Genomic DNA, 22,022 nt, shown 5'->3' with positions numbered 1-22,022 from the left:
TGAATAGTTACGATAATTTTTAGTTTAATCGCTCAAAATCAAGTGCGTTATATCGCCAAGTATTTACTTTTTCAGTAAATCTTTCAAATTCGCGAATGGATTATGAGTCGCACTAACATGATCATCTTGTCCTGGTGTAATTTCAGCGCCATAACGATCATGATCACTGTATTTTGAATGCTCATGATCATGACAATACAAACACAATAACTCCCAATTACTACCATCTTCTGGGTTATTGGTATGATCATGATCTTTATGATGAACGGTTAGTTCACGAAGATTTGAGTACACAAACTCACGGGCACAATTTCCGCACACCCACGGATAAAGTTTGAGTGCCTTTTCCCTATAACCACTTTCTTGACGAGCATAAGCAGCGCTACTGCCATAAAAATCTGATGCCATATTACGTTCCTAATTAAACCTATTCTTATTACCGAAGTATAACGCTTACTCTAAATGAAATTCTATCTCTACTCTCAATTAACTTATGCGTTATCCGACACCACCACTAATCCTAAATTACTCAGCAACTGCTCTTGTTGCCATTGACAAATAATAACGCCAGTTAAGGTGACACGTCGAATATCCAAACCATCTAAATCAACATGTGACAGGTTTGCATCATTCCACTGCGCCTGTTCCCATTGCTCAGAAGTAAACTCACCTCGAGATAAATCAGAACCTTTAAAAGAAGTACCTGACAGGTTGGCTCCACCCCAACGATTTTCAAACAAATCACATTTTTCTAATTTTTGACGCTCTAAATTAGCATAAGAAAGATCGCAGTTAGTAATGTACGCTGAACAAAAATAAGTATTATGCGTTATATGGTTTGCAAAGTTTGTACGAACAAAACTTACCCCTTTCAGGTGACAATGACGCATTTCAATACCAAAGGCATCTGCACCATCAAAAATTGCCATACTCAAATTACAACTTTTAAAGCTGGCTTCCTTCAGTTTCGCATGGTTAAAGTCACACCCCAAAACATTGCCACTTTCTATGAAAACACAATCAATAAATTTTGTTTCGGTTAAATCTGAACGAGAGAAATTACAGCCATAAAATTGGCACTTATCAAATACCAAATCTTGTAAATCTTGCTTAGAAAAATCATGATCTCGATACAGAGTTTGGTGCGTTTTAAGCAATGTAGTCATACGAAACCTTTAAGCCTTAATGAATAGGCGAGTAACAATAAAAATAGAGGTTGAGGAAAACAAAAAAGCCGCAGCGAGTGCGGCTTTTCTTAATTCTTTTTCAGTACTACATTAGAGTACTTCAACATTTGCAGCTTGAGGGCCTTTCTGACCTTGCTCAACTTCAAACGCCACTTTTTGGCCTTCAGCTAAAGTACGAAAACCTTCACCTGTAATAGAACGGAAATGAACAAATACATCTGCCCCACCATTCTCTTGAGTGATGAATCCGAAACCTTTTTCTTCGTTAAACCACTTAACGATACCAGTTGTCTTAGACATGGGTAAATCCTATATATTTTCACTAATCAATTACGCATGTAGCGTGGCTATAGTCATTAATAAAGTATCTATTGAATAATCCACACGGAGCATCAGAAACTTAGAAAGGAAACACTTCATGACACAACTGATATAGCAGGTGTTGCGAAGACTTTTAAAGTATCTTTCAAATAAATAAATCTACTAAAGACTGCGTTTAAAGATACCCGGGTTCATTTGAGAAGTATAGGGCTATATAGAAAAGTTTGAAGTCGGTTAGATTTTTGCGAGGCTTTAAAAAATCCAATAATTTGAGCCTCTAAAACGAATGCTTTAGAGGCTCATATTTTATGGCTGTTGATCAATTATATTTAATCAAGATCGATCAATTGTTGCTTAAATTTCTTATGCTGTTGCAATACTTCGTCACTTGGTCCACCGGTTAATATACTCACGACAATAACCGAAATAGTAGAGAAGATAACACCCGGTACAATTTCATAAACATCAAAAATACCGCCTGTTAATTGCTTCCACACGACAATAGTAATACCACCAACAATAATACCGACTAAAGCGCCATTACGATTCATTTTAGACCAATACAAGCTAAGCACAATCGTAGGACCAAAGGCCGCACCAAATCCAGCCCAAGCATAGGATACTAGACTTAATACTGAACTCTCTGGATTCATGGCAAACATTAATGCCAATACCGATAGCCCAACGACGGCAAAGCGACCAACTTTAACCACTTCATCTGAAGTCGCATCTTGCTTGAAGACTTGCTTATAAAAATCTTCGGCAAGCGCAGAAGAAGAAACCAATAACTGAGAATCAGCTGTACTCATAATAGCCGCAAGAATAGCTGCCAGTAGAATACCGGCCATAATTGGATGGAACATAGCATTCACAAGGATCATGAATATTTTTTCTCCATCCGCTAGTACAAGCGAAGAATTTCCAGCTACGTAAACTAACCCAGTCAAGCCGACTAAAATCGCCCCTACCATTGAAAGCGCAGTCCAAATAACCGCAATTCGACGAGCTGCCGTTAAATCTTTATTACTACGAGTCGCTTTAAAACGCGCCAAAATATGTGGTTGGCCAAAGTAACCTAAACCCCATGCCACCAGCGAAATAATCGCAATCGCGGTCATAGGCTCACCTTTAACGTTGGTCCACATATCAAGCAGTTCAAGATTAATCGACGTAACTTCCATATCTAATTGAGAAAAGCCACCATTCATGGCTGTAATAGGTACAATTAGTAGCGCCGCCGACATCAATAAACCTTGAACAAGATCAGTCCAAGCTACCGCTAAGAAACCACCAAATAACGTGTATGAAATAATACACACTGCGCCAATAACGACAGCGATGTGATAATCCAAACCAAATACAGTTTCAAACAACTTCCCGCCTGCCACTAAACCAGAGCTGGTATAGAACAAGAAAAATAACAAAATGAAGAAAGCGGAAATGGTTTGAATCAATTTCGATTTATCTAAAAATCGGCTTGATAAAAAATCAGGAATAGTAATCGCATCGGTGGTAATACTGTAAGTTCTAAGACGTTTAGCACTCACAAGCCAGTTAAGCCATGTCCCAACCAGTAAGCCACCACAAATCCACGTTGCTTCAAGTCCAGATGCATACGCATAACCTGGTACACCAAGTAATAACCAACCACTCATATCAGAAGCGCCAGCAGATAATGCAGCAGGCCAAGGACCTAAAGTCCGTCCTCCAAGAAAGTAATCGGTTGAGTTTGATGTACGTTTATAAGCGTAATACCCAATGGCAAGCATTAGGATTAAATACGCAATAAATGTACCGCTAATAGCCCAGCTATTCTCGATCATAGGTTTTCCCCTTTATATAAAAAAGCCCTTCTATCCTGAAGGGTTAAACAGTGCTAGTTCGAACCATTCTTACCAGCACAAATGAATTTATCGTTAATGTTCACTGCCTAATTCTAACAAGGTCGCATTACCACCGACAGCAGTAATGTTAATTGTTCGTGTTCGCTCAGTAATAAAGCGCAATACCAAAGCAGGATCAAACGATAATGCGATATTTTGCGGATCTTCCATAATCAAAGGAACAATCGCTCCCGTTCTTTGCGCTAATAAACGATTCATTGCAATTTGTGTCTGTGGATCGACTACCACCGCAGCAATGCTTATATTACTTTCTATCAATTTGGCATAAGAATCATAAGCCACAATTTGAACCAAATGAGCGGGTAAAGAGTCGCCTAATGCTTGCTCAAGTGTGTGATTAAAGTCTTCATCATCACAACAAATCACGACGCTATTTCCTGCAATAAGTGCCGCCGTTAATAAACTAATCGCCGCTTTTTGAACATCTTCTTTTTGCTCAGATAATGACGTTACAACCAAAGCACATACACCACGCCCAGCGCAATACAATTCATTTGTTTCACCCGTTGGCCCTGGCATCAATTGAGGCTCACCAATAAAAAATTGAGCTTGTTGAATATGATGAACCATAACATTACTAAGCGTAGCATCTATTTGATAAAGTGCTTTAGATACCGAAAGTAAGCACTCACTTTTAAATGAATATTCAGTTAGGTTCCACTGTTCCCATGCTGTTCTAGCATCAAAAGCCGTCACTTCTGAAAAACGCGTTATTGTTTGCATAATGACACTCCTAAGCCTGAGTTGAATTGGTATCTGAATTATTTAAAGATTGAGATAAAGCAAATTGAGTAAACCGATACAAATAATGTGGTCCACCCGCTTTTGGCCCTGTACCCGATAATCCCTGTCCGCCAAACGGTTGAACGCCAACAGCGGCGCCGACTTGATCGCGATTAATATAACAGTTACCTACCCGTGCGTGTTTTTCTATCCAACGATACGTGGTTTCGTTACGGCTATGCACGCCCATGGTCAAGCCAAAGCCAGTTTGATTAACATCATGTACCACCTTAGGCAATTCATCGGCTTTAAAGCGAATCACATGCAAAATCGGACCAAATTTTTCTTCAGTCAAAACGTTGATATCACTAATTTCAATGGCTGTTGGGGCAACAAAATCTCCTTGCTGGCACTCATCATTTAAAGCTAATTGAGCAATCACGTTATGAGAACCACGCATTAACTCGATGTGAGCCATCAGCTTATCCTTTGCAGCCGCATCAATCACAGGGCCGACATCAGTACTGTGCAGGTAAGGCAAGCCGACCGACAACTCCTGCATGCCACCTTTGATTAAACTCACGATGCGATCAGCAATGTCATGCTGCACATACAACACGCGCAATGCAGAGCAACGCTGCCCTGCTGATGCAAATGCAGAACGCAACACATCACGCACCACTTGCTCGGGCAACGCCGTGCTATCCACAATCATGGCATTTTGGCCGCCCGTTTCAGCAATCAAAGGGACAGGGCTTGCGTCACGCTCAGCCAAAGTTGCATTAATACGTTGTGCGGTTGGGGTTGAGCCAGTAAAAGCGACGCCTGCAATAGCGGGATGAGACGTCAAAGCTTGCCCAATCAGAGCACCATTACCCGGTAGTAATTGAATTGAACCGGCAGAAAAGCCCGCTTCTATCATCAACTCCACTGCGCGCGCCGCAATTAAGCTGGTTTGCTCGGCAGGTTTAGCAATGACAGTATTACCACTGACTAAAGCCGCAGAAATTTGACCTAAGAAAATAGCTAATGGGAAGTTCCACGGGCTAATACAAACAAATACTCCTCTCCCCTCACGAGTCATATCGCGCTTGTTACCATCAAAATCGACCGTAGATTGCAATGCAAAGATACCGTCTTGTTTGGCATAAAATCGGCAGAAATCGACCGCTTCACGAACTTCATCAATGCTGTCATGGATGGTTTTACCCGCTTCCTTATGGCATAAAGCCACTAACTCAGCCAAGTGATCTTCCAAAAGATCAGCTAAACGGTCTAACTTCTCCGCTCGTGCTTGATAGCCAAGCCTGTTCCACTCACGGAAGCATGATTGCGCTCCTTCAATTGCAGCGGAAACATGATCAAGGTTTGAAAACTGCACAGATCCAACTTGGATCCTGCGATCATAAGGTGCGGTGATCATTTTAATTTCTGCATCTACCTGATAATAATCCTTGATCATGCTTTCGTCTTTTGCTTGATCATGTTGAGGATTATCATTGGAATACAGCTGCTTACCATTAATAATTGGGCCTGACTGCCATGTTTTTTCTAGCCATTGATTCACTTTGGCTTCAAATGGTTCCGCTTCACTTAGAATATCGACATTCACGCCTAATGAATTATTTCTATCAGCAAAGATAGCTCGAGGTAGCGGGATCGCTGGGTTATAAAAATGCTCATTAGCAAGTAAGGTATCAACCGGATGCTGGTTTAAATTTTCAATCGGACAACGTGCATCTACTAAACGATGCACAAATGAGCTATTCGCGCCATTTTCCAGTAATCGGCGGACTAAGTACGGCAGTAAGTCTTTATGGCTTCCAACTGGCGCATAGATACGCACAGATTGACGATAAGCTGCCATGACATGGTGATAAAGCGAGTCACCCATGCCATGCAAACGCTGAAATTCAAATTCTTTGTGAGTCGCCATTGTCGCAATAGCAGTTACTGTATGAGCATTATGGCTGGCAAATTGAGGGAAGATATTACCGCGAACATGATCGCTTAATAAAAAACGTGCACACGCTAAGTAAGCAACATCGGTCGATTCTTTACGCGTATAAACAGGGTAATTATCATAACCGGCTTGCTGTGACCATTTGATTTCACTGTCCCAATAAGCACCTTTTACTAAGCGAAGTGGGATCGTATCTCCTTGCTCTTTGGCTAAAGCATTAAGCCACGCTAATACAGGCAGAGCACGTTTAGAATACGCTTGAATAACGAGACCAAATTTTCCCCAGCCTTGTGCTACTTCACTACGGTAAAGTTTTTCAAACAACTCTAGCGATATTTCTAAGCGATCCGCTTCTTCAGCATCAATGGTTAATGCCACATCCAGCTGTCTTGCATGCACGATCAATTGCTCAACCGTGGCATACAATTGTGTCATCACACGATGTTTATTGGCGACTTCGTAACGAGGATGCAATGCCGATAATTTAATAGACACAGAAGGTGCAGGGCTTACATCGTGATTGAACTTATCGTTGCCCACTGCGCTGATTGCCATTAAATAATCATTAAAATATTTCTTAGCATCATCAGTGGTCAGCGCCGCTTCACCAAGCATATCGTAAGAATAGGTATACCCTTTCTCTCGCATGCTCTTACCATTTTTTTGAGCTTCAACAATAGTACGACCAAGCACAAACTGATGCCCCATTATCTTCATGGCTTGATGCATAGCTTTACGAATAACGGGTTCAGAGAATTTATTGACTAAACGACTTAAACCTTGTGATGGGCTTTGAGTTTGAGATTCGTGTAAACCTATCACTTTGCCAGTAAACATCAGTCCCCAAGTCGAGGCATTCACAAAAACCGAATCAGAATTTTTTAAATGAGATTTCCAATCCGCCACGCTTAATTTATCGCGGATTAAAGCATCGGCAGTGGCAGCATCTGGTATACGCATCAGAGCTTCGGCTAAACACATCAATAAAATACCTTCATGTGTGTCTAGGCTGTATTCCAGCAATAAAGCATCGATCATTTGTACCGATTTTTTATCCGCACGGATGGCTTGGATCAATTCTGTCGTTTTATCTTGAATGGTTTGTTTTTCTTGATCACTGGGTGTGGCAAGAGGAAGCAACTGATTGAGCCAGGTAGATTCATCCACCATGTATAAAGGCGAAATTAAAGCCCAAAGCTTAGATAGTGGTTGTTGATTAAACTCTTTTGATAATACATCCGTTGCAGTAAACATACACAGTTCTCACTTTATGAACCTATTAATGCAGTGAGTGTAGTGCCATTTAAACAACAAAAATTGATAAAAACTCCGCTTTATTTGATTAAAACTCAGTTCATTTACAAAAAACCAACATGATCACATATTTTAAGTAACCAATTTTTTTCAGAATTACACGATACTCTTCCGATATATAGATGGAGAAACACCCACCATACGACGAAAGTTATGCGTAAAAACACTCTGATCGGAAAAGCCAATCAATTGAGAGATATGACCAAGATTGTATTGCCCTTCCTTTATGAGTGTTTTTGACAGTTCAATTCTTTTTTGCAGAATATATTGATGCGGCGTGCAACCAACTTGTGATTTGAAAGATAAGTGAAAATGACTTTCACCTAAAAACGCACATGCCGCTAAATCGGGCACTGATATCTTATTGGTTAAATGCTGATGGATATAACGGTCAATAAGATCCATATTGAGACGGTTGCCTTTTTTGAGTGTTTCAAACGGCTTAGTATGTCGATGTAGTAAAGCAATAATAGTGTCTTGGCAGGCTTGGCATAACCATTGATCATCAGGGTTTGATTCTATTTCCTGTACTAACAATTTAACCAATTGTTGAATAGGTAAATCGAGCTGAAAATACACCTCTTTTTCTAATAGCGCATTCACCAATTCACGAACTTGAGATTGATTTTTATCCCGATGTATTACTTTATTAAACTCTTCGTTGCCCAGTCGTTCACCATCGAAAATATCGTCTTTATCGAAGAAAAAATTCAGTACCAAAATATCCGATAAACCAATCCCCCCAAAACGATGTTCACAGGCAGCAGGGACAATACAACCTTGCCCCGGTCCAATCAGCCGAATTTCTCCATCGACTTCAAATTCCGCACGACCTTTTAACCCGATAACGATCTGGGTGTAATCATGTTGATGTCTTTCCATATAGCTAGGAAGCGTGATCAGCTGTGCGGTTTTAGGTGGTACATTGATGTCAAATTCAGCCATAAAAAGTTACTTCCTGATCAATCGTTAAGATCTTACTTGATCATAGTTCCAGAACGATGATCAAGACATATCAAACTACGGAGATAGTAATTCTAATAACTCTTTATAAATCAATTTAATAATTAATAAATTTCTATCTAATTTAAATTTACACTGTAAATCTAGAGCGACTTTTAATACATCCCATACATGATTTAAGGCGCTAAACGAGAAATATCCCATTCTGTTTTATCTTGATCCGGCTTCACATAGATAAAACGATCATGTAAACGATGTTCGCCACCTTGCCAGAATTCCATACTTTCAACTTTAATTCTATATCCTCCCCAAAAGCTCGGAACAGGGATCTTGCCATCAGCAAATTTTTCTTTTAACTCAAGATACTTTCCTTCAAGCACACCACGAGCTGAAATACGATTACTTTGCTTACTTGCCCAAGCTGCGAGCTGACTTTCTTTTGGACGAGAAGTGAAATACTTTATATTTTCCATTGCCGAAAGCTTTTCCACTGTGCCAGTAATGTGAACTTGACGCTCCATCGCATGCCATGGGAAATGTAAGCTAATTTTATTATTATGCTGTAGGTGTTGAGCTTTACGGCTACCAAGGTTGGTATAAAATACAAAGCCTTGATCATCGACATTCTTAAGTAACACAATCCGTTGAAAGGGCTGTCCATGTTCATCGACCGTCGCCACTGTCATCGCCGTTGGATCGTTTAACCCAAACTCAATCGCTTGTTGTAACCATAAGTTAAATTGGTCAACTGGATTTACCGCTAAGTCTTTACGCTTTAATGCACTCAAAGCATATTCACGTCGCATATCAGAAAGTTTCATAACAAGTCCTTACGTTTATGTTGCTTAATTTTGCTCTTAACTCAGGAGCAAGACAAGTCTAAAATTAAAAAGCTTATGACAAAAAATACCCTGTTCTTCCTTAAAAATAGAGTTCTAAAAATGCATATCATATGAGTCGTGAAATATACCGATTATCTAATGGCGGAATAACTGAGATGAACATAATTAAATATGTAATATATAAAGATTAGAAATGGTAATTTACAGTGTAAATCGATACCAAAAATGTTAACGATAGATGGATTTACACTGTAAATTGAAGATTTATAAGAATGATATTATTTTTTTAATTTGTTGTTCAATAATTTTCCGCCCAGATAACTGGCATAACTCCCCGACTTCTTTCCATGATTGTTGCTGCAATACACGAGATACGAGGCAATCTAGTCCGACCATATTTAACGGTTGATAACGACCACAGAAGCGCTGCCAAACAAAACCCTCTAATTCAAAATGGACAGATTCAAAACTATTGCCACCTTGAAGATAGTTTTCAACTAAAAGTGATTTATCTATATCTGATGACTTAGAAATTTGCTCACTTAAAATCGCCATCACCACATCAACTTCTAAATACTGAAAAACATTAGAAAGTAAAAACTTAAATTCTTGCCCAAAGCGAGCATGTGCACTTTCAAGCCAAGTTTGGGCATCAAAAGATAGAGGGGCGATCATCACTGCAGAATAACAACCACTCGCTTGATCTCGGTGGCTGCCTAACTTAACTAAGCTAAATTGCTCAGACCAAAAACGAATTAACTCCGATGTCGCACCAAAACTGGTGGAGATAAAATCAACTTTACCGATCAGTTGTAATTGCAATAGATTTAACGCTTGCTGCCCAATTCCTTGCCGTTGGCATTCTGGATGCACAGCAATTCTCATGATCCGTGCGCTAGTTTGAATAGCGGCTTGTTCAATGGATAAATGATTGGATAGATGAGAGGCGACTAAATGTCCTTTAGGTCGTCGCTTCCCTTGCTGTATTTCCGTCACCAACTCAGGCGATAAGCCACCTTCAAGATTAACCACAATACAACCCAATAATGAATCTTGAGATTGAATAATGTATAAACTCATTGCTTGGTCATCGAGTAATTGAAACAAATCATTAGGGGTTGTTTGATAATGCGCATTCACCAATAATTCAAATACAGAGCGTAAGAGAGCAGGTTGATTGAGTAATTGTTTCTTATCGATGTGTTGTAATTGTATGCCTGTGCATGAAGTCGGGGCAGGCGAGATATCACTTGCTAGCAGGAAAGTATCAAATAGCCATAATTCTAATGGATCATTTTGCTGCCAACGTATTGGTTGAAGTAATTCTTGATGCTTCCAACCATCACGGTTCTCATCTAGCCAGCTCATAAATTTAAGCGTAAATCCACGCCCGCAACCTTCATAGCCGTGTACCGTTGAGCTAAACACCATACGATGATAGTGCCGAACCATTCGTTTCAACATTGATAAGGGCAAAGCGGCCGCTTCATCAACCAACAATAAATCACATTCAGGCTTATTTAGTAGCAGTTCATCTGGCGCGATAAACAACAAGCAAGAGCCGTTATCTAATTCGAGAGACGTTCTATTTTGCTTCTTGATGCTTCTCTCAAATTTAGTGTGGTTTAATTGAGTCATCGCATGACTAAATACGCTTGATAATGATTTGATTGAAGGCGCAGTAATTATTATCGTGCGGGAATGTTCAGACATAAGTTGAGCCGCCGCCATTCCTAAACAAGCCGATTTTCCCCGCCCTCGATGAGCCGTTAATACTAAAGGGCGCTTCCGATGCCCCGATAATACCTTCCTTATTCCTGCAATGGCAGCAAGCTGATCTTGAGTTTTACCGTCAATAAAAATCGTCGGTAAATTTGATTTCACAATCTGATTGTCATCGGAAGCAAAAAATAAAGGAGAATTTAAACTCTCAACTTGAGGCCATTGAGTGAAATGTTGTTGTAACCACGTTTTACTATGCGATGATACAAGCTGATCACTATTAATTATGAATAACAAACCTCCTGCTTTTAATGCGCCACATGCAGCAGTGAAACTATTGGCATCAAAACCAGCGCTTAGGTCAAAAATCAATAGTTCAACTTCCTGCCCTAAAATCTGTGCACCTTGTTTATAATCAAAAAAATCATATTCAAAATCACCAACAAGATCTTCTTTTTTTCCAAACCAAGCAATTTGGGAATCAGACAAACCCGCATGGTGAATATACTGTTGAATAAGATATTTTGAATCTGCATCATCAAGATTGAAACACACAGCAGAGCGATGTTCATTCTGCGTTAATTGAGTCTGGAATTGCAGTAAAGAAGAAAGGGCGTTCATACTATCACACAGTTAAAATCGAATAAGGTAGCATACCATAGGCGTAAAAAAGCCGCACATCGATGAAATGTACGGCTTATAGGTATATCACATTAATTAATCAATCTTACTTTGGACGAAATCTAAAATAGCTTGCATGGTTTCATCATCTACTTTCTTAAGTGACAACGATAAGCTTGAGCCTTTTCGTAAATAGCTGATGCGACCTTTCACCAAGTCCACTTTATCTGTATTTTTTTTCGTCTCTGTAGGGTAGAGCTCTTCAATCCAATCTTCTAACTGAGTAGAAACATCTTTCGTTAAGCGGGCAACACCTTGGGAGCCTGACTGTTTCCAAATATCACCTTGTTGTGAGCGACATTTTTCCAACAATAATGTTTGTGATTTTTTAGGTAATGAGTGGTATAGCTTGTGTAACTTCACGATAGTTGGACGACCGACATCACTAACATTTGGATAGGTGGTCAATATTTCAATAGGTAAAGCAGCCGCTTTCAATGCCCCACTCACTAAAGCTTCACTGCATTGAAACATTTGTGCTAATGATTTTTGATCCGTAGCTTGGCCAGAATCCAATTTAAGCTGCATTTCACGCCCACGCTCATATAAAGACAATGGTTTATGTGTATTCGCAACATCCGATAAAAACTTAGCATGTTCAGCTTCAATATCGTCCGCAACATAAATTAAGAAGTCTTTTTGTGCCAAAATACATGACATTCGACGACGGCTGCCATCAAGAACTTCAATTTTACCTTCTTTATTACGTCGGCCCACCGCAGGATATTGCTGACCACGTTCCTTTAATGTCGCTAAAATATCGGATAAAGCATGTTCATTCAAAAACGATTGCTCACGAGAGTTTTGAGCAAATACGATCGTTTTGTTTTCAATGTCAGCCGCGGGGATAGACATCAATTCAAAAGCAACAAGTTCTTTCCCTGCAATTGCTAATTCAATCACTTGGGCTTTTTCTTTGACAGCAGCTTGAGCTTCAACTGGTGAAGTCGCGCGACGCTTATTTGCTTTACCAAATAATTTTGCGTTTAGTTCAGACGTTTTAATCGCCATTATTCATTCCCCTGATTTAATGATGCCCAGTGACTATGCATCACTCGCTCAAGTTCTAATGCACTTTTATGAATCGCATCTTGCGCAACGGCTAACGTTTTTTTACCGCCTTCAAAATCACTCGCGGTTAAATCAAACACGGTACTGTAAGTATCGGCACAGGTTTCAAAAGCACGGCTTCTTGGGATCGTCGCCATCATGACTTGTTCTGCCAATAAATAATTCATCTCCGTTAATACAGACACTTGTTTTTTATTGTCATCTTCAAACATCGTAGGCATCAACCGAACGAATTCCAAGCCTTGCCAGTCATCAGGAAACATTTCATATACAGTAGGTAAGTGTTGGAAAAAGTTCACCGTCGACGCCCAATCTAAACGTTTTGCAGCACAAGGGATCAAAAGAGCATTAGAGGCATACATTGCATTCCATACCAATGGATCCACATGAGGTCCGGTATCCATCATGATAATGTCGAAATCATCAGCAATTTTATCAATCAATTTTTCTTTCAATAACTTAACAATATCAAGAGACTGGTTTTGTGAAAGATGCTGCCAAGCTTCCGCATTAAACATCGCATCTTCTGGAAAAGCAGAAATCGTCTTTAAGTTAGGATATTGAGTAGGTAACAGCACATTTCTGCGTAAAAATTCCGCATCAACATCGGCACCTTCAGGCACATTATCGAGCATTACATCTACAGCAGAATAAATTTCATCACGGTCTTCCACACTAATTTGTGGATTCAAGAACAAACGCAAAGAGCCCTGTGGATCTAAATCGATCAAACAAATACGGTAACGTTTATCAAGATTTAAGGCCAAACAAGCAGCAATATGAACGGCTGACATCGATTTCCCTGTCCCACCTTTTTGGTTCTGCACATTTACAATCCAAGGTTTATTCGATGCATTCTTCTTTTGTTGATAAAACATTGGCGCGCCGGCTGCATCCATTAATTGATGAGCTTCGCTTAATGTAATGGAATAATGATTAGCATTATTTTTAGTAAACTGGTGACCATTCGCTTCCATTTTTGCAATAGCTTCATCAAGCTTGCGACGAGTTAGACCAGAACGAGTTTCCATTAATGCCTTCGACATTGGAGGGAAATGTTCTTCTTTACGCTCTTCTAAAACAATCTCGATACGATCAGCTTGAACTTGTTTCGTCAGTTCAGCTAAGCGTTCCAGATTTTTAATTGTCTGTTCTCTTTTCATCATTAATTCCAATCATTCGACCGAGATAAAGATTGTACAACAAAAAACCAAAATACAGCAATAAGCTGAACAGTTATTTATTAATTATTTTTCATTTAAATAGCTAAATTAATTCATAAAACTGTAAATTAGCGATAAAGCACCATTTTTGAGGTTATTTTTATATGATAAATCCCTCTGTAATACCAAAACAATAAAAGTGTTACAGTGTCACTAATTTACAATGTAAATAGTCAACATAAATACAACTAAGTAGCTTAAAGCATCAATTTAATACGGAACGATTATCATAATTGGCTAAACTACAGTCAATGTAGTTTCAAATAAACGATAACAAGAAATTTATAATGCTTATCGAAAAAGATAAGTAAAAATAACAACCAGGAAATTCATACCAATATGTTTATTATTTAACCACAAATCAGGTAGGAAAATCATTTAGAGCCCGGATCAAATGTTTCATGACACCAGCTACCCAGCTATCAACAAGATAAGAAGATAAGAATACTAATAATGCTTTAATCCATAAAAATTAAGAAAAAATGAGCAAGACGAGTATAGCTGGGAATAAAAACCCCATATAAAAAAGCATGAACTGATGTTAATTCACTCAGAATATCAGTAAAAATAAGGGTATAAGGAATGAGGAATAGCGGAAAGATGATCAAGGTAGATTAGGTGAGAGTAAACCGAATATTGATTTCTTCTTGATCATGCTTCTAGATAAAAAATCATTCGCTGACAGAACAATGATCAAGGATAGGTGATGAAAATAGAAATAATATGAACGACAGACATATTAGGATCAATGATCAAGGCTTAATCTAAAGTGGAAGCATGTAAAGCCTTATCTAGATTACGATGAATGTAATTTGAATTAACTCGATATAATCATTAAATAATAAAAATACACCAACAACACCTTGATCATCGTTCATAAAATACATCATTAGCGTAAAAATGAATAAAAAATAGAGATTTATTTATTTGCTCGCTAATCTGTTCAATATATCGTCATTAAAAAGCAGAAATCCTGTGGATAACATGTCTATTTTTATTGATCATAGTTTCGATCTTTCATTGATCATGCTTCTTATTAATCAATGATCATGCTTCTAAGTGAAATTGATCACACTTCCGATCTTTCATTGATCATGCTTCTTATTCGGCAATGATCATGCTTTCGAGGGGAGTAAAAATAAGATGTTTAAATACAAAGATTTACACTTGAATTTCCAGCCAGATCATTAGATCATATTAACAATATAGATCATATAAACAAAAGATCAGTTATATAAATCAGGAGCATTTTTTTCTTTCTTTTTTGATCTTTTTTCTTTATCATCTTGGAACTATGTACTAATTACGATAATTACGATAAATGCGAAATGGAATTTATATGTCAGGCCAAGAAAAGATCTTAATTCAACTGCCTCGATCACACAAAGATGGTCATTTATTTAAGATCACAGATCAGATTATTAATTGGATTGAACAATATCAACATTTCAAAGGCGTAACACGTAGTATTATTGAACTTCTTAATCTCATTTCACTTCGTGGTTTATCAAGTAAAGATGGTTTTGTTTCCACCACTGAATTAATTGAAGCTACCGATGGCCAATTAACTCGAGCCGCCATTCAACAACGATTACGAGCAGCGGTTTCCATCGGTTTATTCCAACAAATTCCTGTCCGATTCGAAGAGGGATTAGCAGGGAAGTCGATGCTGCATATCTTTGTGAATCCAAACCAATTGATCTCATTATTAGGATCTACCAGCTTAAAAACTGAATTCACGAGACAAACTGAAATCCAAAAACGTTCCAAAGCATTAGCACAAACCCAAGTTAATCGGCAGTTACTCAACGAACACGGTTTATATACCCCGCCAGCCATGAGAAATGAGGCGGATCAATTTATTGTCTCCCCTACCAATTGGGCAGGGATCATAGATCAAGCATTAGCGCCACCGAGAACAAGAAAAAGTTATCAAAAATCAATGGTGACTATTTCTGGAACTCGCGCAATCATTGAAACAAGATCATCCAAAAACATCATGACTGTCGATGATCTCATGACGCTGTTTGCCTTGTTTACACTCACGGTTCAATACCATGAACATCATCAAGATGACTTCCATGTTGATGCGAAACATATGCCAAATAAGACCCCCTTGTATATTACCGATATCCTATCCTTACGCGGTAAAAAAGACAGTGGCCCAGCTCGAGATTCGATTCGAGATAGCATTGATCGTATTGAATTCACTGACTTTCAATTACATGAATTAACAGGGCGCTGGTTAAGTGAAAACATGCCGGAAGGATTTAAAAGTGATCGTTTCCGATTTATTGCTCGAACGATCACCGCATCTGATGAAGCGCCAACTGAAAACTCAGCCGGTGAAATCAGGATCAAACCTAATCTGTATATTCTGGTCTGGGAACCTTCCTTTTTTGAAGAATTATTGACCAAAGATTACTTTTTCTTATTCCCACCAGAGATTTTGAAACAGCATACCTTGGTCTTCCAGTTATATACCTTCTTCAGAAGCCGCCTAGTGCGTCGTTTGACTGAATCTATGCTACTCAGTGAGATTAATCAGAAACTCTCTAGGAACATCGAATGGCGTCGATTTTCAATGGATCTTATTCGGGAATTGAAAAAACTTTCTGAAGGTAAATCCACTAAAGATCTGTTTATCGTTAATTTGTGGGGTTACCACTTAACGATCACCAATATTATGGAAAAAGAGAAGATCATTGATTATCAGATGGATATCCGTTGCGATGCTGAAGAAGTTCTCCGTTTCTCTCGCGCAAGAACCACCAATGCTGGTAAGCGAAATATGGCACCTACATTGCCAAACCCACTACGCCATGAATTAGTATCAAAGCAGAAACTGCAAGAATTAGCTGAAATCATTGATGGTGAGTTTGAACCTATTCAACGTAAAGCACCGTCACCACGCGGGCGATTAGGCCGCCGTGTGAAACAGAAAAAACATCTAGTTGAAATTAACGCTGATGAATTGATCATTACCCTATCTAAGTATACTTCACCAGAAGCGCTAGAACGCAGTTTAACGGCTCTTTCAGCTATGACAGGGCATCCATATGCTTCTATTAAAGAAGAATGTGATGAGCTCATTGATAAGCTCGATTGGCTGCGAGTCGGTGAAACCATCGTACCGTATGAAACATTGAGTAAAACGGTTGAATTATTTAATCAAGAATCAAAAGATAAACATTTATCAATTGAGCGCGTGATTGCGGGGTTGGCGGTTAGACGAAAAGTTTGCAAACAAGTCTATGAAGGTCATTTAGATGAAACCGTTATCCGTGCATTAAATGAAATGGCCGCAGACAGTTAAGCCTTTAACTTAATAACATTGTTATAAAATTTATGAATCCCAAAGATATTGTCTTTGGGATTTTTTTGGAAGCATGATCAAGGCCAACCTTGATCATGCTTCCTTAGCTAGTTGGATATCAGAATCTTTCGTATGAATATTCTGATTACTTTGATGAATGCTTTTCACCGATAACGAATAGCAAAGTTATAAATTGATACTTGCTAGAAATAAAAATTTATCTAAAATGCGGGCGATCTGCTATTTATTATTATGGAAGAAAAATAGTTGGTATGAAAGGGCATCATGCTGCCTGATTAAGAGATGATTTTTTATAGGCATACTTTGCCACAGCACCCAATTTATATGCCAAGGGAACCTGCATTGTTTTGTTTAGTTGACCGTGTTGTAAGTTAAGTCTGATTAAAGTCACAATCTCTATATTATTCACTTAACAAGATGATCACTTCTTGCTTAATATCCATCTTGTTTCTACATGCTTTTCTGGAGGTATTTATGTCAATTAACTCAATCAATCATGATGACATGACCGATATTACGACATCTTGGGACAAAAAAGATGACTCAATTGCTAAAGCCGATTCAAAACAAATGAAGAGCGCTGAAGCGAGACGCAGAATCGAAACATTACGTGAAATTCGTGAAAGCGGATTAACATTGGAAGAAGCAAGAGAATTAGGTTTGATCCATTAATCAATATTGAATCTTGAGATAAGTTATGGGCAGGGTGAGCCATTCACCCTGTTTTATTAATTTACACTGTAAAATCCGCAATCTCTTTTATTTTTCGTTTACGTCTATGGTATATTTCGGGGTATTACGACTCCAAAATACAGGCCATCTTATGTCGGTTAATCTATCTTTGCTGGCACCAGCAGAAAAAAACAAGATCGAATTGGATAAACAAGCTTCATATTTTGTATGGCAATTAAAGCAAGCAAAAGCTGGGCCGGAATTGTTGTTCAATGAAGCTGAAAAGATCCGCGACCCTAATGAGCGAACTTTTTTTGAGCAGGCAATACAAAAATACAAACGGATTATGGGAGTAGCATAGCTTTTATTAGCATGGCGGTCGTGGTCCAAAATCATAAGTTTGAATCGAATCTTATGGTCACATTCAGCATAAAATTAAAATCAGAGAGAAGATTCCCATGGGAAGAAGTTTTGAAGTGCGCAAGGCCTCAATGGCAAAAACAGCAGGCGCAAAAATTAAAGTTTATTCAAAGTACGGTAAAGAAATTTACGTTGCTGCTAAAAATGGCGGCTCTGATCCAGATATGAATTTATCGCTTAAACATCTTATCACCAAAGCAAAACGAGATAATGTGCCTGTTCATGTTATTGATAAAGCGTTAGACAAAGCGAATGGCGGCGGTGGTGAAGATTTCCAACCGGCACGTTACGAAGGCTTTTCTCCGGGCGGCGCAAGTGTGATTGTCGATTGCTTAACCGATAACGGTAACCGTACTTTCCAAGATGTTCGCCAATGCTTTGTTAAAACAGGTGCGAAAATTGGTAGCCCTGGTACAGTTGCGCACATGTTCGATCATCAAGCGGTGTTCCAATTTTCTGGTGAAGATGAAGATTCAATTCTTGAAGCTTTGATGATGCAAGATGTTGATGTCACTGATATTGAACTTGAAGATGGCGTGATCACTGTATTTGCACCACATACAGAGTTCTTCAAAGTAAAAACAGCATTAAGTGCAGAGTATCCAGATCTTGTTGTGGATGTTGAGGAAATTACCTTTGTCCCTCAAACGCATACTCCAGTCACGGGTGAGGACTTAGTTAAATTTCAAAAGTTCTTAGACATGCTAGATGATTGTGATGATGTACAACAGGTTTATCACAACGCCGAAATAGAATAATAATGTGGTGAACTGTTAGCATGAATATATTGAACACCGAGCTTGATACGCTCGGTGTTTTTTTATGTGATGTCTAGCACCAGGCTACATTTAGTATTATTTATTAGGCTGGTTGAAGCGTTAAGTTGTTCATCCACTTGTTCTTTAAATAACGTGTGAAGCATAAACTGAGTTTAACGATTTCCTCTCCCAGCATAAGCAAATATACCCAGTAGAAACTTAGATCAGCAATAAAGGCACCATACGCGGTGAGTGGGATCCCAACCAACCACATAGCGATAAAATCCATACGCAAACAAAAATGATTTTCACCACCTGCGCGTAAAATACCATTGATGATCAGCATATTGAGCATGCGAATAATAATGGCAAAACTCATGATCACAAAAGTAGGTTCAGCGACTGCAAATAAGTCGGGAGAATTCAGATCTAAAAATCCGATCACACTTCCTCGATTAAAGAACAGCACCCCACATACAACGATCCCCATGATGAAAATAAACCGAATAAAAAATTTCGCCATCGCTTGTGCTTGCAAATATTCATCTCGTCCAAGCGATTGACCCAACAATACTGAGCAAGCCACTGAGATACCCATAAAAATGGCGTAACACAAACCTTCAAAAGGGCCAATCATGCTGTATACCGCTAGCTCTGTTGTTCCCATATGCCCAAAAATGGTTTGGTAGGTTAAGGTTCCAAAGGCCCATAAAACAGCATTAGCCGCATTTGGGATCGCTAAGCGTTTGTATGATAGCCATAAGCGGTCATTTTTCTTTTCATAATCACTGCTTATTAACCAATGATTTTGCCATTTTAATACCGATAGAATGAGTAAAACCTGAACGGCTCGTGCAATGGTGGTGGATAATGCCGCGCCTGCAACGCCTAAAGCCGGAACCCCAAAACCGCCGTGGATCAACCACAGATTTAACCCAATATTCAACGCTATCGTAATGGCTGCAAGGATTAATGGCAGAACGGCATTGCCACTTGAACGTAGGCTAGCTTCTGCTGTGATGACCCAATGGGTGAGCATGAGCAATGGCAAGCTGTACAAAAGGTAATCTGCACCTTGGGTAATCACTTGTATATCGTTGGTTTGTACTCGCATGATTTGAGACGAAAAACCGACTAATAAAATAGTGACAGGAACCATAATGATCGAGCCAAACTTCAAAGACATTAAGGTGACGGTTTTAGCGGTCGTCTTATCATTTCGTCCCCAATATTGAGAAACTAAACTGCCAGTAGCGGTCGCCAAAGCAGCCATGATCATGATGGCAACAAAATGCCAGCGAGAGGCAATACCGACTGCTGCGGTAGCACTTTGACCAAAGTCGCTCACCATCAATACATCTGCTAGTGCTAATATCGCAACCAGCGCACTTTGCAGTGCAACCGGCAGCGCTAGCTTGGCCATTCTTGAAAAAAGATGAGGCGGTAAGTGTGCGTGTGAAACGTTGGTTTGATCGTAAGATTGTGGTTGAATGGACATTGGCAGTTTTCCTCATCATGAGGCTGCAAATATAGAAGAGCTTTGGGTAAATCAACATGTTTGAATTCAGAGAAAACCTGTGTGAATCCGTCATTGAGCAAAACCTTAGTCAACGTGACTGGCAAGATAAGATTTATCTTGCTGATAGCTGCAAGGAACGGTTTATTGTTCAATCGGAGCTGTCAGAGCTTGGAACCGAAGGCATCACCATGGCAGGATTAGCTGAATTGTCTGATGGATATATTGTTGAGCGTAAACATCCTGAAATTCATACTCTTCTGTTTACTCAAGAAGGGGGAGGGCGACTGCTGACTAAGCAAGGTATTTATGCCATTACCCCCAATACCGTCACTGTCTTACCTGAAAATATCCCGTTTCGTTTTGAGTTGGCGGATAGTCCAAATTGGAAAATGGCTTGGATTTTATTGCCACCAACCGCCAAGTGGCAACAAATTGAGAATAGCCAGCAACGAGTTGAACCAACCCATTTGTGTGAATCGGTGTGGTCTTTGTTGAATTTGCTGCATCAAGATGGTGTAGATAGAGACGCGCATGGTCGTTCCACTTTCAGGCAACTATTATTGAGTGAATTGACTCGTATTCTATTAGGTTCGACCGACAGCCAACCTTCTAATGCATCACTTCGAGTGCAAAGCGTGTTTAATCAAGTAGAAGCTCAGTTGCATTTACCATGGACGGTGAAAGAGATCGCGAAGCGCAGTTATTTGAGTGAAGAGCAATTAAATCGAATTTCAAAGCAGTTGTATCAGCATTCACCGAGTCAGCAGTTGATCCGTTTGAGAATGGAGAAAGCGGCTGATCTTCTGCATCATCGAGATTGGACGATCGCCATGATCGCCCATCGACTTGGTTACCCTGATCCTTTCAATTTTACCCATAGATTCCGAAAATTCTATGGTCGATCACCAAGAAATTTTCGAAAAAACGTGGCAACCATTCAGGATCTTAACGAGAGTCACTAAGCTAAATTATTGACCACAACATTTTTTGTATTTCTTGCCACTACCACAAGGGCAAGGATCGTTGCGGTTTGGTGTTTTTTCAAAAGTTGTTGGTTTTGGTTTGTTTAAAATGGTATCTAATTCAATCGTATTTTCTTCTTGTTCAGCATCAAGCGTGATATTTGCAATCAATTGATGCTGAGCCAGAATCGCTTCAATTTCAGTTTGGCGATCTTGGCTATTTACCACAATAGACAATGGCGCTTCTTCACTACCAAGTTTGATCTCACGGTTTACGTTATAGCCCGATTTAACATGGTTTTGACGCGTATCGATACGGCCTTTAAAGAATAATTTTGACATGATCTTTTCCAAATAGAGTTGAGCAATTTGCTTGGCGGCGAGTATACGCACTTTTAAATTTACTTGCTCAAGTTTCGACATGACAAGCTTAGATGGTG

The 22,022-nt window shown here is 39.2% G+C and carries 18 protein-coding genes; 5 read left to right on the top strand and 13 right to left on the bottom strand.

The features are described from left to right. Positions 1-63 precede the first annotated feature (63 nt). From FH976_RS12415 to FH976_RS12365, 11 genes are all read right to left on the bottom strand, one after another. Entirely contained in the window at positions 64-408 is a 345-nt protein-coding gene (locus tag FH976_RS12415) for a YajD family HNH nuclease (protein ID WP_194091161.1), read from the bottom strand. Positions 409-491: 83 nt separating this feature from the next. After that, positions 492-1,166: a Qnr family pentapeptide repeat protein gene (locus FH976_RS12410; RefSeq protein WP_194091160.1), complete on the bottom strand. Its 675-nt coding sequence runs from the start codon at positions 1,164-1,166 to the stop codon at positions 492-494. A 111-nt stretch (positions 1,167-1,277) separates the two neighbouring features. Continuing rightward, entirely contained in the window at positions 1,278-1,487 is a 210-nt protein-coding gene (cspE, locus tag FH976_RS12405) for a transcription antiterminator/RNA stability regulator CspE (protein ID WP_190330035.1), read from the bottom strand. A 350-nt stretch (positions 1,488-1,837) separates the two neighbouring features. After that, positions 1,838-3,331, bottom strand: coding sequence for a sodium/proline symporter PutP (gene putP / locus FH976_RS12400; RefSeq protein WP_194091159.1), 1,494 nt, complete (start codon positions 3,329-3,331; stop codon positions 1,838-1,840). Positions 3,332-3,424: 93 nt separating this feature from the next. Beyond that, positions 3,425-4,135 (bottom strand): 1-pyrroline-5-carboxylate dehydrogenase, encoded by a 711-nt coding sequence (locus FH976_RS12395; protein WP_194950395.1) that lies wholly within the window; start codon positions 4,133-4,135, stop codon positions 3,425-3,427. Between the two features lie 10 nt (positions 4,136-4,145). Continuing rightward, complete coding sequence (gene putA, locus FH976_RS12390) at positions 4,146-7,352, bottom strand: bifunctional proline dehydrogenase/L-glutamate gamma-semialdehyde dehydrogenase PutA (RefSeq protein WP_194091158.1); 3,207 nt, start codon at positions 7,350-7,352, stop codon at positions 4,146-4,148. A 156-nt stretch (positions 7,353-7,508) separates the two neighbouring features. Next, the gene (locus FH976_RS12385) at positions 7,509-8,357 is read right to left on the bottom strand and encodes an AraC family transcriptional regulator (RefSeq protein WP_194091157.1); all 849 of its coding nucleotides are present in this window, start codon (positions 8,355-8,357) and stop codon (positions 7,509-7,511) included. 194 nt (positions 8,358-8,551) lie between these two features. After that, complete coding sequence (gene pdxH / locus FH976_RS12380) at positions 8,552-9,196, bottom strand: pyridoxamine 5'-phosphate oxidase (protein ID WP_194091156.1); 645 nt, start codon at positions 9,194-9,196, stop codon at positions 8,552-8,554. 285 nt (positions 9,197-9,481) lie between these two features. Then, positions 9,482-11,560, bottom strand: coding sequence for a GNAT family N-acetyltransferase (locus FH976_RS12375; RefSeq protein WP_194091155.1), 2,079 nt, complete (start codon positions 11,558-11,560; stop codon positions 9,482-9,484). A gap of 96 nt (positions 11,561-11,656) precedes the next feature. Next, positions 11,657-12,631, bottom strand: coding sequence for a ParB/RepB/Spo0J family partition protein (locus tag FH976_RS12370; protein ID WP_194091154.1), 975 nt, complete (start codon positions 12,629-12,631; stop codon positions 11,657-11,659). Continuing rightward, positions 12,631-13,854, bottom strand: a complete 1,224-nt coding sequence (locus FH976_RS12365; protein ID WP_194091162.1) for an AAA family ATPase — start codon at positions 13,852-13,854, stop codon at positions 12,631-12,633. Before FH976_RS12365 ends, FH976_RS12370 begins: the two co-directional genes overlap by 1 nt. A gap of 1,399 nt (positions 13,855-15,253) precedes the next feature. Between FH976_RS12365 and FH976_RS12360 the strand changes: the two genes are divergently transcribed. The 4 genes from FH976_RS12360 to FH976_RS12345 all read left to right on the top strand — a co-directional run bounded on the left by FH976_RS12360 (position 15,254) and on the right by FH976_RS12345 (position 19,101). Beyond that, a complete protein-coding gene (locus tag FH976_RS12360; protein WP_194091153.1) occupies positions 15,254-17,230 on the top strand; it encodes a replication initiator protein RctB domain-containing protein in 1,977 nt (658 codons plus the stop codon). Positions 17,231-17,725: 495 nt separating this feature from the next. Continuing rightward, on the top strand, positions 17,726-17,923 hold the full coding sequence (locus FH976_RS12355) for a PA3496 family putative envelope integrity protein (RefSeq protein WP_194091152.1): 198 nt from the start codon (positions 17,726-17,728) through the stop codon (positions 17,921-17,923). Positions 17,924-18,074: 151 nt separating this feature from the next. Then, positions 18,075-18,284, top strand: a complete 210-nt coding sequence (locus FH976_RS12350) for a DUF3283 family protein (RefSeq protein ID WP_194091151.1) — start codon at positions 18,075-18,077, stop codon at positions 18,282-18,284. A gap of 97 nt (positions 18,285-18,381) precedes the next feature. Continuing rightward, on the top strand, positions 18,382-19,101 hold the full coding sequence (locus FH976_RS12345) for a YebC/PmpR family DNA-binding transcriptional regulator (RefSeq protein WP_194091150.1): 720 nt from the start codon (positions 18,382-18,384) through the stop codon (positions 19,099-19,101). A 103-nt stretch (positions 19,102-19,204) separates the two neighbouring features. Here the strand turns inward: FH976_RS12345 and FH976_RS12340 are convergent, their stop codons facing one another. Beyond that, positions 19,205-20,599, bottom strand: a complete 1,395-nt coding sequence (locus FH976_RS12340) for an MATE family efflux transporter (RefSeq protein ID WP_194091149.1) — start codon at positions 20,597-20,599, stop codon at positions 19,205-19,207. A 56-nt stretch (positions 20,600-20,655) separates the two neighbouring features. On the opposite strand from FH976_RS12340, the gene FH976_RS12335 reads away from it, so the two are divergent. Then, positions 20,656-21,582, top strand: a complete 927-nt coding sequence (locus FH976_RS12335) for an AraC family transcriptional regulator (protein ID WP_194091148.1) — start codon at positions 20,656-20,658, stop codon at positions 21,580-21,582. A gap of 6 nt (positions 21,583-21,588) precedes the next feature. Here FH976_RS12335 and FH976_RS12330 read toward each other — a convergent pair whose 3' ends face one another. Then, complete coding sequence (locus tag FH976_RS12330; protein WP_194091147.1) at positions 21,589-21,924, bottom strand: PBPRA1643 family SWIM/SEC-C metal-binding motif protein; 336 nt, start codon at positions 21,922-21,924, stop codon at positions 21,589-21,591. Positions 21,925-22,022 lie beyond the last annotated feature (98 nt).

This window comes from Vibrio hibernica, from assembly GCF_015223435.1.
Taxonomy (GTDB): Bacteria; Pseudomonadota; Gammaproteobacteria; order Enterobacterales; family Vibrionaceae; genus Vibrio; species Vibrio hibernica.
This window is presented reverse-complemented; position numbering and strand designations above follow the sequence as displayed.

Excerpts from the sequence above, each read along its gene's own strand:
- FH976_RS12370 (WP_194091154.1), bottom strand. The coding sequence starts at position 12,631 with ATGGCGATTAAAACGTCTGAACTAAACGCAAAATTATTTGGTAAAGCA.
- FH976_RS12385 (WP_194091157.1), bottom strand. The coding sequence starts at position 8,357 with ATGGCTGAATTTGACATCAATGTACCACCTAAAACCGCACAGCTGATC.
- FH976_RS12340 (WP_194091149.1), bottom strand. The coding sequence starts at position 20,599 with ATGTCCATTCAACCACAATCTTACGATCAAACCAACGTTTCACACGCA.
- FH976_RS12395 (WP_194950395.1), bottom strand. The coding sequence starts at position 4,135 with ATGCAAACAATAACGCGTTTTTCAGAAGTGACGGCTTTTGATGCTAGA.
- FH976_RS12360 (WP_194091153.1), top strand. The coding sequence starts at position 15,254 with ATGTCAGGCCAAGAAAAGATCTTAATTCAACTGCCTCGATCACACAAA.
- FH976_RS12335 (WP_194091148.1), top strand. The coding sequence starts at position 20,656 with ATGTTTGAATTCAGAGAAAACCTGTGTGAATCCGTCATTGAGCAAAAC.
- putA (WP_194091158.1), bottom strand. The coding sequence starts at position 7,352 with ATGTTTACTGCAACGGATGTATTATCAAAAGAGTTTAATCAACAACCA.
- FH976_RS12365 (WP_194091162.1), bottom strand. The coding sequence starts at position 13,854 with ATGAAAAGAGAACAGACAATTAAAAATCTGGAACGCTTAGCTGAACTG.
- FH976_RS12410 (WP_194091160.1), bottom strand. The coding sequence starts at position 1,166 with ATGACTACATTGCTTAAAACGCACCAAACTCTGTATCGAGATCATGAT.
- FH976_RS12415 (WP_194091161.1), bottom strand. The coding sequence starts at position 408 with ATGGCATCAGATTTTTATGGCAGTAGCGCTGCTTATGCTCGTCAAGAA.
- FH976_RS12350 (WP_194091151.1), top strand. The coding sequence starts at position 18,075 with ATGTCGGTTAATCTATCTTTGCTGGCACCAGCAGAAAAAAACAAGATC.
- FH976_RS12330 (WP_194091147.1), bottom strand. The coding sequence starts at position 21,924 with ATGTCAAAATTATTCTTTAAAGGCCGTATCGATACGCGTCAAAACCAT.
- FH976_RS12375 (WP_194091155.1), bottom strand. The coding sequence starts at position 11,560 with ATGAACGCCCTTTCTTCTTTACTGCAATTCCAGACTCAATTAACGCAG.
- FH976_RS12345 (WP_194091150.1), top strand. The coding sequence starts at position 18,382 with ATGGGAAGAAGTTTTGAAGTGCGCAAGGCCTCAATGGCAAAAACAGCA.
- FH976_RS12355 (WP_194091152.1), top strand. The coding sequence starts at position 17,726 with ATGTCAATTAACTCAATCAATCATGATGACATGACCGATATTACGACA.
- putP (WP_194091159.1), bottom strand. The coding sequence starts at position 3,331 with ATGATCGAGAATAGCTGGGCTATTAGCGGTACATTTATTGCGTATTTA.
- pdxH (WP_194091156.1), bottom strand. The coding sequence starts at position 9,196 with ATGAAACTTTCTGATATGCGACGTGAATATGCTTTGAGTGCATTAAAG.
- cspE (WP_190330035.1), bottom strand. The coding sequence starts at position 1,487 with ATGTCTAAGACAACTGGTATCGTTAAGTGGTTTAACGAAGAAAAAGGT.